The 16,328-nt window shown below is 38.0% G+C and carries 17 protein-coding genes; 9 read left to right on the forward strand and 8 right to left on the reverse strand.

From position 1 onward, the window contains the following. Window positions 1-103: 103 nt before the first annotated feature. A complete protein-coding gene (gene secG / locus IW22_RS16675; RefSeq protein WP_034728610.1) occupies window positions 104-457 on the forward strand; it encodes a preprotein translocase subunit SecG in 354 nt (117 codons plus the stop codon). A gap of 51 nt (window positions 458-508) precedes the next feature. Here secG and IW22_RS16680 read toward each other — a convergent pair whose 3' ends face one another. Together IW22_RS16680 and recR are read right to left on the reverse strand one after the other, a co-directional pair. Next, complete coding sequence (locus tag IW22_RS16680) at window positions 509-1,342, reverse strand: glycosyltransferase family 2 protein (protein WP_034728612.1); 834 nt, start codon at window positions 1,340-1,342, stop codon at window positions 509-511. 2 nt (window positions 1,343-1,344) lie between these two features. Continuing rightward, window positions 1,345-1,956, reverse strand: coding sequence for a recombination mediator RecR (recR, locus tag IW22_RS16685; RefSeq protein WP_034728614.1), 612 nt, complete (start codon window positions 1,954-1,956; stop codon window positions 1,345-1,347). 301 nt (window positions 1,957-2,257) lie between these two features. Between recR and IW22_RS16690 the strand changes: the two genes are divergently transcribed. The 4 genes from IW22_RS16690 (at window position 2,258) to IW22_RS16705 (ending at window position 5,718) form a co-directional block, all read left to right on the forward strand. Next, window positions 2,258-2,863, forward strand: coding sequence for a hypothetical protein (locus tag IW22_RS16690; protein ID WP_034728616.1), 606 nt, complete (start codon window positions 2,258-2,260; stop codon window positions 2,861-2,863). A 21-nt stretch (window positions 2,864-2,884) separates the two neighbouring features. Then, window positions 2,885-3,376, forward strand: a complete 492-nt coding sequence (locus IW22_RS16695; RefSeq protein WP_034728618.1) for a hypothetical protein — start codon at window positions 2,885-2,887, stop codon at window positions 3,374-3,376. 109 nt (window positions 3,377-3,485) lie between these two features. Next, window positions 3,486-4,928, forward strand: a complete 1,443-nt coding sequence (locus IW22_RS16700; RefSeq protein ID WP_034728621.1) for an aminoacyl-histidine dipeptidase — start codon at window positions 3,486-3,488, stop codon at window positions 4,926-4,928. A 208-nt stretch (window positions 4,929-5,136) separates the two neighbouring features. Continuing rightward, the gene (locus tag IW22_RS16705) at window positions 5,137-5,718 is read left to right on the forward strand and encodes a TIGR00730 family Rossman fold protein (RefSeq protein ID WP_034728623.1); all 582 of its coding nucleotides are present in this window, start codon (window positions 5,137-5,139) and stop codon (window positions 5,716-5,718) included. A gap of 89 nt (window positions 5,719-5,807) precedes the next feature. Here the strand turns inward: IW22_RS16705 and IW22_RS16710 are convergent, their stop codons facing one another. Both IW22_RS16710 and IW22_RS16715 read right to left on the reverse strand, forming a co-directional pair. After that, on the reverse strand, window positions 5,808-6,137 hold the full coding sequence (locus IW22_RS16710; RefSeq protein ID WP_034728625.1) for a 2Fe-2S iron-sulfur cluster-binding protein: 330 nt from the start codon (window positions 6,135-6,137) through the stop codon (window positions 5,808-5,810). A gap of 12 nt (window positions 6,138-6,149) precedes the next feature. Next, window positions 6,150-7,205, reverse strand: a complete 1,056-nt coding sequence (locus IW22_RS16715; RefSeq protein WP_034728627.1) for an NAD(P)/FAD-dependent oxidoreductase — start codon at window positions 7,203-7,205, stop codon at window positions 6,150-6,152. Window positions 7,206-7,362: 157 nt separating this feature from the next. Between IW22_RS16715 and IW22_RS16720 the strand changes: the two genes are divergently transcribed. After that, window positions 7,363-8,133 carry a DUF3108 domain-containing protein gene (locus IW22_RS16720; protein ID WP_034728629.1) on the forward strand — a complete coding sequence of 257 codons (771 nt, stop codon included), beginning with the start codon at window positions 7,363-7,365 and terminating at the stop codon, window positions 8,131-8,133. A 273-nt stretch (window positions 8,134-8,406) separates the two neighbouring features. On the opposite strand, the gene IW22_RS16725 is transcribed toward IW22_RS16720, so the two are convergent. From IW22_RS16725 to IW22_RS16735, 3 genes are all read right to left on the reverse strand, one after another. Continuing rightward, entirely contained in the window at window positions 8,407-8,955 is a 549-nt protein-coding gene (locus IW22_RS16725; RefSeq protein WP_034728631.1) for a hypothetical protein, read from the reverse strand. A 379-nt stretch (window positions 8,956-9,334) separates the two neighbouring features. Further along, entirely contained in the window at window positions 9,335-10,345 is a 1,011-nt protein-coding gene (gene pheS / locus IW22_RS16730; protein ID WP_034728634.1) for a phenylalanine--tRNA ligase subunit alpha, read from the reverse strand. A 126-nt stretch (window positions 10,346-10,471) separates the two neighbouring features. Continuing rightward, window positions 10,472-11,131 carry a YceI family protein gene (locus IW22_RS16735; RefSeq protein WP_034728637.1) on the reverse strand — a complete coding sequence of 220 codons (660 nt, stop codon included), beginning with the start codon at window positions 11,129-11,131 and terminating at the stop codon, window positions 10,472-10,474. A gap of 75 nt (window positions 11,132-11,206) precedes the next feature. Between IW22_RS16735 and IW22_RS16740 the strand changes: the two genes are divergently transcribed. Then, window positions 11,207-12,142: a sulfate/molybdate ABC transporter ATP-binding protein gene (locus IW22_RS16740; RefSeq protein ID WP_034728640.1), complete on the forward strand. Its 936-nt coding sequence runs from the start codon at window positions 11,207-11,209 to the stop codon at window positions 12,140-12,142. A 304-nt stretch (window positions 12,143-12,446) separates the two neighbouring features. Here the strand turns inward: IW22_RS16740 and IW22_RS16745 are convergent, their stop codons facing one another. After that, on the reverse strand, window positions 12,447-12,791 hold the full coding sequence (locus tag IW22_RS16745) for a zinc ribbon domain-containing protein YjdM (RefSeq protein WP_034728707.1): 345 nt from the start codon (window positions 12,789-12,791) through the stop codon (window positions 12,447-12,449). Between the two features lie 395 nt (window positions 12,792-13,186). On the opposite strand from IW22_RS16745, the gene IW22_RS16750 reads away from it, so the two are divergent. Together IW22_RS16750 and IW22_RS16755 are read left to right on the forward strand one after the other, a co-directional pair. Beyond that, window positions 13,187-14,392 (forward strand): RsmB/NOP family class I SAM-dependent RNA methyltransferase, encoded by a 1,206-nt coding sequence (locus IW22_RS16750; RefSeq protein ID WP_034728643.1) that lies wholly within the window; start codon window positions 13,187-13,189, stop codon window positions 14,390-14,392. A gap of 199 nt (window positions 14,393-14,591) precedes the next feature. Beyond that, window positions 14,592-16,259 carry a GLPGLI family protein gene (locus tag IW22_RS16755; protein ID WP_034728645.1) on the forward strand — a complete coding sequence of 556 codons (1,668 nt, stop codon included), beginning with the start codon at window positions 14,592-14,594 and terminating at the stop codon, window positions 16,257-16,259. Window positions 16,260-16,328: the final 69 nt, after the last annotated feature.

Genomic DNA, 16,328 nt, shown 5'->3' on the forward strand with positions numbered 1-16,328 from the left:
AGCCGACACTGCCGTTTTTATTTTTACTAACATTTACCGCGATCTTCTTTGTCATTCGGTAAAAAAAGATTAAATTTGCCCATTCAAAAAGATATCAGAATTAATGGATACTATATTTACACTATTGATGGTTCTTGTTATGATCGCCAGCATCTTATTGGTAATCATCGTTATGGCTCAAAATCCTAAAGGAGGAGGTCTCTCCAGTACTTTCGGAGGTGCATCACCTGCACAGTTTGGAGTACAGAGAACCAATGATTTCATGGAAAAAGCAACATGGACTCTGGGCGCAGTAATCATCGTTCTTATTCTTATAAGCGTTGTGATCACAGGGAAGCCTACAACAGCAGCTCCTGCACAGCAGCAGCCTATTAAGAAAGAAGCTCCGGCTAAGCAAACAGCTCCGGCAGCTACAACTACTACACCGGCTCAGGCACCTGCAGCTCCGGCTAAATAATAACAGACCTATCTTATATACAACAAAAGCAGTTCAAATTGAACTGCTTTTTTATTTTAGCTTTATTTTCTCAATCTTATGCCGAAGCTTCAGCCCAGCTTTTAAGAACGAATACTGCATCGGTTTAGATTCTCTGTAGTATTTATCAATAAAGATCTGCATCGCTCCATAAAACCGGTTAAGATACACTTCATCTTTAATCGTGCTCTCCCCTTTATGATGAAGAAGAGAAGCTTTTCCGTAGTAATAATTTTTGTAGCCATTTCTCAACAATGTATAACAGAGGTCAATATCTTCCCCGTACATAAAATACGCTTCATCCAATCCTCCGATCTTTTCGTAAACATCTTTTTTAACCAGTAGAAATGCTCCGGTCACGACATCTACTTCTGCAATGTCATCTTCCTCAATATCACTTCTGTAATAAGATTTTGAATTGCTTCTTTTAAAATTCGTAAACAGCTTCTCAAAGGAATTGAACATATCCGGCACAGAACGTTTGCTTTCAGGAAGAAAAACACCTTCCGCGTCATGCATCCTTACGCCAAGACATCCGAAATCTGCTTTAGAATCAGCAAAATCCAGAAGATCTTTCATATAATAGCCTTCCAGTTCAGTATCAGGATTCAGGAGTAAAACATATTCTCCTGCTGCTGTATTGATCGCTTTATTGTTGGCAATTGCGAAACCATCATTATGTTCTGAAGATATAAAACGTACTTTAGGAAATTCCGGGATAAGATCACCCCAGGAAGCATCCGTAGACGCATTATCCATAACGATCACTTCATAGTCCTCTCCTTCCGTATATTTCTGAATAGACAAAAGGCAGTTTCTCAACAGCCTGGTGACATTATAATTGACAATAATTATCGACAGCTTCATATTTAATCCTTTTCGTTGTAGGGTAATCTGTTCATAATAGATCTCCCCAAAGATACCTCATCTGCATATTCCAATTCATCTCCTACTGAAATTCCTCTCGCAATGCTTGAAAAATTAACATTGGAGTTCTTAAATTTCTTGTAAATATAATACGCTGTGGTATCTCCTTCCATCGTAGCACTTAATGCGAAAATAAATTCTTTCACTCCGCCTTCATTCACTTTTCTTTCAATGCTTGGAATATTCAGCTGATTCGGCCCTACTCCTTCCATCGGTGATATTTTTCCACCTAAGATCAGGTATTTTCCTGTAAATTTTCCTGTATTTTCAATGGCAATCACATCACGCACGTCTTCAACGATGCAGATCACTTCGCTGTTTCTTTTTTCATTACTACAAATCTCACATACTTCAAAATCTGAAAAATTGTGACATTCTTTGCAGTATTTTATTTCGTTGACAAGGTTGATTAATGAGTTTCCAAGACTTACCGCTCTGGAACTGGGTTGTTTTAACAGATGTAGCGCTAATCTCAAAGCTGTTTTTCTGCCGATGCCAGGCAGCCCTGAAATTTCGTCTACGGCTTTTGCTAAAACTTTACTAGGGTAATCCATAGTACAAAAATAAGGAATATTGTTGAGAGTTGAGGGTGTTTATGAGTTGGAGAGTCGGAGGGTTTTAGAGTTTGTGAGTGGAAAAAAGTTGCTGGTTAACGGTTGCTGGTTCGAATCCCAAAACTCGTATCCCGGAACATGCCTGAAATTTTGATTGACTTCGTCGAACTGACGTTTCTTAATTCTTGAATCCAGCATTCACCATTCACTTGCGAAGCAAAATTGACCATTGACCTCTCGCCCCGCCAACATTCTAAAAAAACCTCTATCTTTGGGATCTAATATGAAAAAAATAGACTAAATGGTACTTAAGAATCTAAATTATCCTCTGGATTTCAAATTTAAGATCTCAACTCTATCGAGTGACTTCAATATTACTGACAAAAACGGAAATTATGTAGCGTATGTACGTCAGAAAATGTTCAAACTGAAGGAAGATGTGATCGTTTTCAATGACGAAAGCAAAACTAAGGAGCTTTTCAGAATCAAAGCCAATCAATGGATCGATTTCAATGCGTCTTATTCTTTAAATGATCTTACCGACAACAAAAACTACGGAAGACTGGCCAGAAAAGGAATGCGTTCTCTGTGGAAATCTACCTATGATATCCTGGATTCAAACGACCAACCTAAATTCATCGTTACAGAGGATAATGGATGGACAAAATTCTTTGACGGAATGGTAAGCGAGATTCCAATCATAGGAATGTTTACAGGATACTTTCTTAACCCGGCTTATACGGTAAGAGGCATAGACGGAAAGGAATATTTTAAACTAAAAAAAATGCCTTCATTCTTTGGAAGAAGATTCCAGCTTGACAGAGTGATTGATATTGATGACGAAGACGAAAGTTTAGTGATCCTGTCGTTACTGATGATGGTTCTTCTGGAAAGAGCAAGAGGCTAAAACAATAAAACCCCACAGACAATGAAATATCTAATCATTTTATTTTCAGCGCTCCTTTTGACCGCCTGTAAAAAAGATAAAGAAACCGTTAAGGATAGTGCTTCAACAGATTCTTTGAACATTGTTAAGGATTCTGCTAAAACAAATGCTGCATCAGGAAAAGTGCAGGTAGACATTATTCCTTTTCCGAAAGAGATCAAAGAATGTTCATGCTATTTTGCAAGAAATAAAGCTGATTTTGAGGCCGAAAAGTATATCTATGCTGATGATGCCGGAAAAACAGCCTATATGAAACTGGATGGCCAAAGACTGGCAATGAATCTTATTTCCTCCAGCGACATGGAAGTGGATGAGGAACTGACCAAAGAAATTGAGAGCGACAACTATAAGATCTCTGTAAAAGGTAAAAAAATAAAGCATGAAGAGGCTTTACTGTTCGAAGGTACACTGACGATTGAAAAACCGGACGGTACTGTAGAAACCATGCCTATTTATGGCGAATGCGGATGCTAGAAAAACGAAAGGGCTAAAAAATAAATTTACCCTTGTACTCCTTATAAAAAATGCTTTCGGATTCACGGAAGCATTTTTTATTTTGTAATTTTGATAAAAATAAAATTTCATGGAATTATCTAATATAGAACCGCAGATTATCTGGAAAAATTTCTCCAAATTAAATGCAGTTCCAAGACCGTCTAAAAAAGAAGAAAGAGTGATTGCCTTCATCAAAGGATTTGGTGAAGATTTAGGGTTGGAAACTACTGTAGATGAAGTAGGAAACGTGATCATCAGAAAGCCGGCTACAGCAGGTATGGAAAACCGCAAGTCTATCGTGCTTCAGTCGCATCTGGATATGGTATGTCAGAAAAACAGCGATACCAATTTTGATTTCGATACGGAAGGAATTAAAATGGAAGTTGACGGTGACTGGGTAAAAGCAAAAGGAACAACTTTAGGTGCTGATAACGGTTTAGGAGTAGCGACAATCATGTCTATCCTGGAAAGTTCAGATATTCCTCACCCGGCTTTGGAAGCTCTTTTTACCATTGACGAAGAAACGGGAATGACGGGTGCTTTAGGTTTGAAGCCGGGACAATTAACCGGAGAAATCCTGTTAAACCTTGATACGGAAGAAGACGATGAGATCGATATCGGTTGTGCAGGTGGTGTAGACGTAACGATTACTCAAAACTACGGAACGGAAGCAGCAAAGGGACAGATTGTAAGACTTGAAGTGAAAGGCCTTCAGGGAGGACATTCAGGCATGGATATCCACAAAGGTTTCGGAAATTCCAATATTATTTTAGGAAGACTTCTTTACACTGGTTTAGCCAATCAGAATATCCAACTGATCTCTGTAGATGGCGGTGGATTGAGAAATGCCATTCCAAGAGAAGGAGCAGCCCTTATTTCCGTGAGAAATGCTCATGAATTCATTGAAGCGGCAACCGCTCTTAAAAAAGATATCTTAGAAGAATTTGCTACGGTAGAACCTGGTCTTCATATCAATATTGAAAACTCTACAACATCTGACTTAGCTGTTTCTGAGGAAGATTCAAAAAAGATCATTCTTACTTTAAAATCTCTTCACAATGGCGTTTACAGAATGAGTCCTGACGTAAAAGATCTTGTAGAAGCATCCAACAATGTTGCAAGAGTTGAATTAAAAGGAGGTGAGCTTAAAATTTTAAACCTTACCAGATCATCTGTAGATTCATCTAAATATTCTGTGGCAGAACAGTTAAAATCTGTGGCGGAATTAGCAGTAATGAACGTTGAATTCAGTGGTTCTTATCCTGGATGGAAACCAAAACCGGGGTCTGAGATCGTACAGCTGATGGAGAAAATCTACACCGAAAAATTTGGCGAAAAACCTCACGTAGTTGCTTGTCATGCAGGACTGGAATGTGGAATCATCGGAGCCAATTATCCTGAAATGGAAATGGTAAGCTTTGGACCTACCATCAGAGGGGCACACTCTCCGGATGAAAAAGCGAATATCCCTTCTGCTCAGAAATTCTGGAGTTTCACCAAGGATATTTTAGCGAATATTCCTTTAAAATAAAAAGAGAAAATTACTATATTGAATATCCAAAGTCGTATGATTTTGGATATTTTTAATTTAAACCATTAAGTTTTTTAAGTCGTTAAGATGATTAAGAATTACGGATGTCGGGCTTAAAAATATCTTTGATATTTTACTTAATTTTACTTAATTTTCCTTTCTTCATTGATCTTAATGGTTCAGAAATTATTTAATAAGATTTACAACAATGAAAAGTATAACCGTATTCTGTGGCTCAAGTTTCGGCACAGATGACATTTATAGAGAACAGGCCTTCCTGCTTGGCGAAACACTGGCTAAACAACACATACAATTGATCTATGGCGGTGCAGATACAGGTCTGATGGGAGCTGTTGCAGACGGAACCTTAAGCGCAGGAGGAAAAGTCACGGGAATTCTCCCCCACTTCCTGCAATCCAAAGAAATTGCCCATAAAAACCTCACTGAGCTGATCATCGTAGAAACCATGCACGAAAGAAAAACGAAGATGAATGATCTCTGCGAGGGCGTCATCGTTCTTCCCGGCGGCTATGGAACCCTGGAAGAGTTTTTTGAAATGATCACCTGGGCACAGCTCGGACTTCATAAAAAGCCGATCGGGATTTTGAATATTGACGGGTTTTACGATGATCTGATAAAACTGATTCAGACCATGGTAGATAAAGGATTTTTAAAGCTGGTGAATCGTGATATGCTTTTGATAAGCGAAAACATTGATGAGCTTTTGGAGAAAATGAAAAATTATGAGGCGCCTACTGTGGGGAAATGGATTTCGAAGGGTGAAGTTTAGCTCTTTTATATTTTTCACATGAATAACTATAACAAAACCGCCCGGAAATTTCCAGGCGGTTTTTTTATATTAATTAAATTTAATATAGTCTAAGGATAAGGAGCAATCGCCACTTCAAGACCTTCCATGGAATCCATCATATGCAGCTGGCATCCCAGTCTGCTGTTGTCTTTTACGTGGTAAGCTTCCGCCAGCATGGCATCTTCTTCATCTCCCATAGGCTCAAGGCCCGGATCATTGATCACATATACCTGACAGGAGGCGCACATCGCCATTCCGCCACAAACTCCGATAGTTCCTTCTTCCGCCAATTCATAAGAACGGATGATCTCCATAAGGTTCATAGACATATCTGTAGGTGCTACAACATCATGGGTGATCCCCTCCCGATCGGTGATCTTTATATTAATATCTGACATAATAATGCAAAATTAGTCAATTTTTTTCACAACTGCCTTTTCTGCTTCTTTACGGCTACCGTCAAATCCGTCTACACCGCTTACTGTCGTATATTTAAGTACAAATTTTTTCCCTGGATTCAGTCTGTTATACACACTCTGACACATCAAAGTCGCTTCGTGGAAACCGCAAAGGATCAGCTTTAGCTTACCCGGATACGTATTGATATCACCGATTGCGTAGATTCCATCGATGTTCGTTTGATAATCAAGTGCGTTGTTGACAACAATTGCATTTTTCTCGATATTCAGTCCCCAGTTTCCGATCTCACCCAATTTTGGAGTCAGTCCGAATAAAGGAATGAAATAATCTGTTTCAATATCGTAAGCGTCCTGCCCTTCAATCTCAACGGTAATCGCTTCTACTTTTCCGTCACCTTTGATACCGGTCACTTCAGCAGGCGTGATTAATTTAATTTTTCCCTGGTTTTTAAGATCCTGCACTTTTTCTACAGAATCCAAAGCTCCTCTGAATTCATTTCTTCTGTGGATCAAAGTCACTTCACTTGCAACATTCGAAAGGAAAACACTCCAGTCCAAAGCAGAATCTCCACCTCCGGCGATCACTACTTTTTTGTTTCTGAAATGTTCAGGTTCTTTCACGAAATATTCAAGACCTTTCTCTTCATAGTCAGCTACATTCTCGAAAGTAGGTTTTCTAGGTTCAAAAGTTCCCAATCCACCGGCAATAGCAATCGCTTTACATCTGTGAACCGTTCCTTTGTTGGTGATCACTTCAAACCATTCGTCATCTACCTTGGTATAAGAAACTGCAGTTTCTCCCAAAGTAAATCCCGGTTGGAACTGCTTGATCTGCTCCATCAAATTATCTACTAATTCTCCTGCATTCACAGAAGGATATCCCGGAATATCGAAAATAGGTTTTTTAGGATAAAGCTCAGCTAGCTGTCCTCCCGGCTGTGGAAGCGCATCAATAATATGGCACTTCATTTTTAATAAACCTGCTTCAAAAACAGCGAAAAGCCCGGTAGGTCCGGCACCTATGATCAATATATCAGTGGTTATCATAATAATAAGATAATTTAATTATACATGTAACTGCAAATTTACTAATTTTAATGCGAAGCATATTTAATTGATTCTAAATAAAAACCTGAGATTTATCAAATCTCTGTAAATCATTAGGATTCTTAAATTTGGCAGTGTTTTTGTTAAATGTCATATCATGAAGAAAATTTTAAGTTTTTTTGCAGTATTTACGTTCCTGCTGAGTTACGCTCAGATCGATAATATTGCTGATGGTGAGTCTATTACCTTTAGAATCCACTACGGAATTCTGAATGCAGGAACCGCCAATCTAACCGCCAAAAAAACAACTTATATGGGCGCTCCCCATCTCTACGTAAAAGGTACAGGACAGACTACGGGAGCTGTAAAAGCCTTCTTTAAAGTAGAAGATCTCTATGAAAGTTTCATCAATACAGATACCGGACTTCCCAGCTTTTATGTGAGAAATGTACGTGAAGGCAGCTATCGCCAGCATTTTGAGACTGTTTTCAACCACGATAATCATACGTTGATATTAACGGATAAAAAAACACCTGCCAATGGCTCAAAGGTCTTGAAATCCATCAAAGGGGTTCAGGATATGCTTTCCTGCTTTTATTATCTGAGAAGTAAAGGGACAGGCGAGCTGAAAGTAGGAACCGTGATTAATATGAATGTCTGGATTGATGATGAAATGTTTCCGTTTCAGCTGAAAGTAACGGGCAATGAAGATCTGAAGACAAAATTCGGGACTATCAACTGTCTTAAAATTATTCCTTCTGTAAAAAGCGGAAGAGTTTTCAAGGAAAAAGAAGGGGTAACGATGTGGGTGACCAATGATGCGAACCATATCCCGATGCTTCTGAAAGCCGAACTGGCTGTAGGATCTCTGAAAGCAAGTATCGACGATCTTAAAAATGTGAAATACCCTTTGAAGTATCTTAAATAAGGTGGGGTTGAGAGAATTTTGGGTTTTGAATTTTGAATTTCAGTGTAAGAGAGTTGCTGGTTCGCATCTCGGAACTCGGAACTCGTACCCGAAAGATTTCTGAAATCTGCTATCTTGGCTATTACCTTCTTATTCCCGCATTCACCATTCACTTGCGAAGCAAGATTCACCATTGACATTTTCTGATGTCTGAAATCTGATGTCAAAAAAAATAAAATCATCTACCATATAAAAAGGAACTGTTTAAAACGGTTCCTTTTTTATTTTTAATCGTCAAAACCTGTAGGATACGCCTCCTTGGACAATTCCTTTCATCCCTATATTGGTTTCCAGAAAAACACTCAGATCACCTCCATATTTAAGCCCTACAGGAACAATATTATACCCAAAACCGGTATCTGAATCTTTGCTCTCCTTTTTATCTTTTCCTGTATATGTAGTATTCACAATGCTTATGCCTGCACTTAAACCGGAGTATAAACCCAATTTTTCTTTATTTAACCAGAAATAATCCACCTTTGGAAGCACGGCCCATATGTTCTGCTTTGAAACAGATTCTGTTTTGCTGAAGAATTCATTGGTAACATCTATTCCATAACGCCACTTCATATTTCCGCTGTACATCATTACACCTACAGAAGCAACTCCTTTGCTGGAAGGATCCTCCTCACTGGAGTTGACGAAAGCATTGACTAATACAGATCCTAAAGAATATGTAGCCCCATACACAGAAGGCGCTCCATAGCTTGCTGAAACTTCAATTTTTTGAGCACTTACAGTACTCACCACCATTAAAAGTGGAAACAATAATAATTTTTTCATACTTAGTTGTTAATAAAAATTAATATTGTAAAATTATATAAAAGCAGGGCCTGTTTTACAGAAGGACCTCTGTTTAACATTTAATCGTTACAATTCATAAGCAATACTCCGAACCGAGAAAATTATTTTCTTTTTTTTCAAAACTCTGTAATAGATTTTTAATATGGATTGTCTTACTAATAGAAGCAGATATGAAGGATACTTCAAAATACCACACTGTACATGTGGTTTGGAAAGAAGAAAAAGTGTTTTTTTATGTCAGTTGATAAAAAAGACAATACACGTTGTACATTTTCAATAAAATCGTTTTTAATTACGTTTTGTTTCTTAGGTCAGTAATTAAAAACAAAAACCTCCGGAAATTCCGGAGGTTTATTTTTTATAGTGATTTAAACTGTTCTAAAGTTCTGATATCATTTTCGAAGAACATTCTGATATCGCTCATCTGGTAAAGAAGCATCGTGATTCTTTCAATACCCATTCCGAAAGCGTATCCCGAATATTTCTCAGCATCGATATTCACATTTTTCAGAACCGCAGGATCTACCATTCCGCAACCCATGATTTCCAGCCAGCCTGTTCCTTTTGTAATTCTGTAATCGGTTTCAGAGTTTAATCCCCAATATACATCGATCTCAGCACTAGGTTCCGTGAACGGGAAATAAGAAGGTCTCATTCTGATCTTAGATTTTCCGAAAAGCTCCGTCGTAAAGAACTGGATGGTCTGCTTAAGATCTGCAAAACTTACATTCTCGTCAATATACAAACCTTCGATCTGATGGAATATACAGTGTGAACGTGAAGAAATAGCCTCATTTCTGAATACTCTTCCCGGAGAAAGAATTCTGATCGGCGGCTGGTTTTCTTCCATATAACGGATCTGTACAGAAGAAGTATGCGTTCTTAAAAGGACGTCAGGATTCTGTTCGATGAAGAAAGTATCCTGCATATCTCTTGCCGGATGGTATTCAGGAAGGTTAAGCGCTGTAAAGTTATGCCAGTCATCCTCTATCTCAGGACCATCGGCTACTGCGAAACCTATTGATTTGAAAATCTCAATAATTCTGTTTTTCACCAGATTGATCGGATGTCTGGACCCAAGATCCAATGGAAAAGCAGGTCTTGTAAGATCTTCTTTTTCTGTGACAATAGCAGACTGGGAAGAATCTTTAAGATCTTCCAGTTTTCCTGCAACAGCCTGTTTCAAAGAATTGATCTTCTGTCCGAATTCTTTTTTCTGGTCGTTTGGAACTTCTTTAAATTTTTCAAAAAAATCATTCAGAACACCTTTTTTACCATTATACTTAATCCGGAAGTTTTCAATTTCCTCTTTAGACGTAGCATTGAAGCTGTTTACTTCGGTAAGTAGTTCTTCTATCTTTTCTATCATTGTTTTACCCTTTCAAAATGTTTTGCAAAAATACGTTTTTTAAGTTTAATAATGAATCTGTGATAAAAAAATCTGCCCCTTTATGGGAGGCAGACTTCAATCACTTATTTCACTTAAATAAAAAAATTATTTCTTTTCTAAAGCTTTAACGCTGATCTGAAGAGTTACATCATCCTTGATCACGCCGTTTTCAGCAGGAGCCTGGAACTTTACGCCAAACTCTTCTCTTTTAATATCCTTAGGCTCGGTAGCTACGCTTACTTCTCCGTCTTTCACAGAGACATTAGCCTTAAACTGAACCGGTTTTGAAATGCCTTTGATCGTTAAATTACCATCAAGAAGCGTATTGTAATCTCCTTCTGTAGAAGGGGTCACTTTCGTAATTTCAAATGAAGCCGTCGGGAATTTTTCCACTTCGAAGAAATCTCCGCTCTTCAGATGACCATTCAGTTTGCCTAACTGTTCAGCATCATCTTTCAGATCTACAGATGTCAGAGAAGCCATATCAGCAACAAATTTTCCGCTTTCAAGCTTTCCATCTTTTACTGTCACATCACCACTTTCAAACTTGATGGTTCCGAAATGGCTTGTGCTTTCAGACTTGAATACTTTATATCCTTTCCACTCCACTTTACTGTTTAATGTATCCAGTGTGTACTGGTTCCCGTCTTTTGTAGTTGCCACCTCATTGCTTTCGCTGGTAACCGGTTTGTCTTTTTTACAAGAAACCGCTACAGCTGCCACAAATAAAGCAGGAATAGCTAAAGAAAACAGTTTTTTTCTCATTTTTGATATATTTTTATTACTTCCGCTAATATAATAAAAAATTTTATTTTTTCATAAAAACCTTACATTTGTATTATGCTATTAGAAATAAACAATTTATATTTTTCCCACACCAAAGATAATCCCCTGTTTCAGAACCTTAATCTGGGTTTTGAGGAAGGCAGAATCATTGCTCTTGCAGGAGAAAGCGGATGTGGAAAGTCTACAATGCTCAATCTTATTTACGGACTTCTGGACTGGGAAAGCGGTGAAATTGTTTTTAACGGAAAGCGTCTTTTGGGACCGAAAGGAAACCTTGTTCCCGGAGAAGCGGAAATGAAACTGGTTGCTCAGAATTTTGATCTGATGCCTTACGCTACCGTTGCCGAAAATGTGGGTAAATTTATTTCCAATATTAATTTATCTCAGAAAAAAGAAACCGTCATGGAACTTCTTGAAGTGGTAGGTCTTCAGGAGTTCGCTCATATTCTTCCTAAATATTTAAGCGGTGGCCAGCAGCAGCGTGTTGCTATTGCCAGAGCCCTTTCTGTACTTCCAAAGTTGCTTATTTTAGACGAACCTTTCAGTAATCTGGATTTTTCAAGAAAAATAGAACTTCGCGAAAGACTTTTCAGATATGTGAAACAGCATCAGATTTCCCTGATTATTTCTACCCATGAACTTCAGGACATCATGCCGTGGCTTGACCAGATCGTTATTCTGAAAGACGGAAGGCTGATCCAGAACGACAGTCCGGAAGAAACGTACAAAAATCCTTACAATTCTTATGTAGCCAAACTTTTTGGTGAAGTCAATATTTTCAGTGAGGACGAAAAAGCAACATTTCAGATTTCTAAATTTTCATATTATCCTAAAGAAATAAAAATTTCCGAAGATGGAATTGAAGCCGATCTTGTGGAGAGCAGATTTGCAGGAAATCATTACTGGAATAAAGTCAAAGTCCACAGTAAAGAACTTATCGTCTATACGGATGAAAAGTTAGCTGGAAATATTAAAATTTCATTTGTTTAAAGCAAAGAAAGAAGCCTGTTTTGTCATCCGTCTTTTCACCGTTCTCAGGACTCAAAAGCCATCATTCAAAAAATCATAACTCCTACATTTCCTTACACTTATTGTTAATATGTGGATAAAAAAAATACAAATGTAAGAAGCCCGTTTAAAACTTTTTCTTACATTTGTATTTCCACAGCATAAGGAAATTTTTGGTTAATTCTCTTTCTGCCTTGAGACGGACATTAGCACCTCCCTGCAATCAAGTCTTTTTGAAAGATTACACTGTCCAATTTTTTCCTTTTTTTATTTTTTGCAATAAGCCTTACGCTTTCTTAACAAACTCAGATTTCAAAGCCATAGACCCGAAACCATCAATTTTACAATCGATATTATGGTCGCTGTCCGGTCTTAAACGAATATTTTTCACTTTAGTCCCCGCTTTCACTGGTTTTGGAGCTCCTTTTACAGGAAGATCTTTAATTACTACTACAGAATCTCCGTCCTGAAGCTCGTTTCCATTCGAATCCAAAATTTTCCCTTCACCAGCTGTTTCAGCAACCGCTTCTTCAGGACTCCATTCATAAAAGCATTGTGAACAGGTCATCATATTATCTGTTGGATAGGTAAATTCAGAGCCGCATTTCGGACAAAGTACAGTATCACTCATATTTTTGATTTTTGCAAAGGTAGGATTTTTGGGATAAAAAGAAATTTTAGGCTTTAGATTGCAAATTTCAGACACAAGACGTAAGACTGAAAGAGGAAGACGTCAATGGTGAATTTTGCTTCGCAAATGAATGGTGAATGCTAGAATTTAGATTTTAGACATCAGATTTCAGACATCAGACATATTTCGGGATGCGAGTTCAGGGTTTCGAGGTTCGAACCAGCACCCGTCAACTAGCAACTAGCAACTAGCAACTCTCAAACTCTCCGACTCTCAAACCCGTACCCCATATCTCGTAACCCTTAAAAACCCTCCCACTCTCAAACTCATCAACCCGCTCCTCAACTCTCAACTATAATTCGTACTTTTGCAGATTCAAACAGCGAAGCAAATTTATGGAACTTATTCACAGAAACTTAGCGATCGGAATTCACGATGCTTTACAGGAAACATTTTTCGAGAAAAATAAATACGCCGATAAGGTGATCGAAAGACTATTAAAAGCCCACAGAAAATGGGGAAGCCAGGACAGAGCCGTTGTTTCTGAGATTTTCTATAATATTATCCGCTGGAAAAAACGTCTTGAATATTATATGGGTGAAGGGGTAAAACCTACCAATATCTATAAACTGATGATTGCGTACCTGCTTTGGAGCAAGACCAATTATAAGAAATTTGAGGAATTTGACGGAATCAAAATCGCCGATATCCTTACCAAACTTAAAAAGAATACCGTTCCTACGAAAGCTATCGAGCATTCTATTCCTGAATGGCTGGCTGAAACTCTGGAAAAAGAATTAGGTTCCGGATGGGAAAAAGAAATGCACGCTTTAAATGAGCAGGCTGCTACGGTATTAAGAGCAAACAGTCTGAAAACAACTCCTAAAGAATTGATCTCTGACCTTTCTGACGAAGGTGTTGTTGCTTATACGGTAAGAAATTATCCTGATGCTGTACAACTTGAGGAAAAGAAAAATGTTTTTCTTACAACCGCTTTCAAAGAAGGTTTGTTTGAAGTTCAGGATGCTTCTTCGCAGAAAATAGGATATTTCCTTGATGTAAAAGAAGGCCAGCGAGTGGTAGATGCGTGTGCTGGAGCAGGTGGAAAAACACTTCACTTAGCTGCATTGATGGGAAATAAAGGTCAGATCGTAGCTTTAGATATTTTCGAATGGAAACTGGCTGAACTGAAGCGTCGTGCCAAAAGAGCAGGTGCCCACAATATCGAAACCCGTATGATCTCTGACAACAAGGTGATCAAGCGTCTTCATGATAAAGTAGACCGACTTCTTATTGATGCCCCTTGTTCAGGACTTGGTGTTTTAAAGAGAAACCCGGACAGTAAATGGAAAATTGATCAGGATTTTATCGACAGAATCAAAAAAGAGCAGCAGCAGATCCTTCAGGATTACTCCAAAATGCTTAAAGTAGGAGGGAAAATGGTGTATGCCACATGTTCTATCTTACCATCTGAAAATAATTTACAGGTAGAAGAATTTTTGAAAAACAATGCGGGATACAAAATGGTTAAAGATGACAAAGTAATGCCTAGTCAGGGTTACGATGGATTCTATATGGCATTGATTGAGAGAGTTTCTTAATCGGGCTCCATCTAAATATATACAGCTGCTCTATTTCAGGGCAGCTTTTTTTGTTAAAAAATTTAATTGGAGTAATATTTAAAGTAAATGTAACATCTGCTTCACTAATCCCTACTTATTATTATATTATAGAACCGTTTCAAAACCATGCAGAACTTAGCATAAATATTAGAACTATTTCGCAGAAAACCTATCTTATATGTATAAAACAACGCTATTCAATTTCTTCGCCTTATTCTTATGCTGTCTGGCATATGCACAAACTTATGAGATCCAGTACACCAGTTCTTACAATGGAAAAATTCTTACGGAGCAGTCTCCTACCCTTGTCTGGGCAGATGCAAAAGAGAATTTTATTCTGAATAATACAATCCGGGAGCAGAAAAGCGAATATCCATATGAAATTACCAAGATCGAGAAGCCTTCCAATACCGTTGTTTCCTATGCTTTCCTGAAACCGGGAGAAATCATCTCTTCTTCAGATGCAGAATCCATCGGAAAACAATCCTTCGAATTAACCAATGAAACAAAAAAAATTCTGGGCTATACCTGTAAAAAGGCAGTCACAAAAATCAATTCCAATACCATCGAAGTCTGGTACACGAATGATTTAAAAATCAACGGTGGGCCATCTGTTTTAGGGCAGAACTTAGGTTTTGTATTAGAAATTGAAAGAAATAAAAATTCATTAATCACTGCGAGCTCGATTAAGAAAGTAAAGAAAACGGAGATTGATGCTATTATAAAAGGATCTGTAAACTCTACCGATCTTTTAGGCTATAAAGATCTGCTTTGGAAAAGCCGTTTTACCACACTGAAAGTTTTTGACAATGAAACCATCAATTTTTCAGATGAATCCAAATCCAATGAAAACGTAAAGAAATTCGCCAACGGAACGATTATCCTTAAAAAAATAAAATTTCCTGTCATCAAGGAAGGTGAAAATATATTTGTAGAAGTTAAGCAGCAATCCAATGGTGATGCCTACGACAGAACGGGAACCGTATTTTTTATACCTCAGGATAAAACGTCTTCTTTTTTTGACGGACTGGAAAAAGGAGCTAAAACGCTTCCTTTATATGACAATGGAAATGGAAAGCAATATTTCGGAGTAACAGCCACTGAAAATTATAGCCCTGCGATAGAAATGATGAGATTTTTTACCGCTTTCGGGATTCAGAAATTCAATCATATTCAGCTGAAAGGAAAAGACTGGCAGACGGTGAGCCCATACCGTCAGGATATCACGGAATTAAAACCGTCGCTTTCAGAAAAAGAACTTTGGGTGGGAGCCTTTATTGGAAACTATGATAAAGGTGGCCATAAAATAAGTCTGGACATCACCATTCATAAAAGTGATCAGACTGTGTATAAAAACAATACGGTGATTCCTCTTTTCAACACTTTAAATATTATGGAAATGGCCGGTCAGGATTATTCAACGATGTTCGATAAGGATAAAGGTCTTTTTGTAGAATTTACCTTAAAAAAAGATCTGAAAAATGCTCAATTGAGATACATCACTACCGGACACGGAGGCTGGGAAAACGGTGATGAATTTGTTCCGAAAGCCAATTCTGTATTTTTAGACGGAAAAATGACCTTTTCGTTTGTTCCATGGAGATCAGATTGTGGTTCTTACCGTCTTTACAACCCTGCATCAGGAAATTTCCCGGACGGACTTTCGTCTTCAGACCTCAGCAGGTCAAACTGGTGCCCCGGAACCGTTACGAATCCTAATTTCATACCACTCGGAGATCTGAAAGCGGGAACACATACGATACAGGTAAAAATCCCTCAGGGAGCTTCAGAAGGCACAAGTTTCAGTTCGTGGAATGTCTCCGGAGTTCTGTTAGGGTCCCAATAAAACAAAACCTTCTTGCAAAGAGAATTGCAAGAAGGTAAAAACACAAATGATGAAAAAAAATTATTTCGA

The sequence above is a fragment of the Chryseobacterium sp. JM1 genome, from assembly GCF_000737715.1.
In the GTDB taxonomy this organism is placed as follows: Bacteria; Bacteroidota; Bacteroidia; order Flavobacteriales; family Weeksellaceae; genus Chryseobacterium.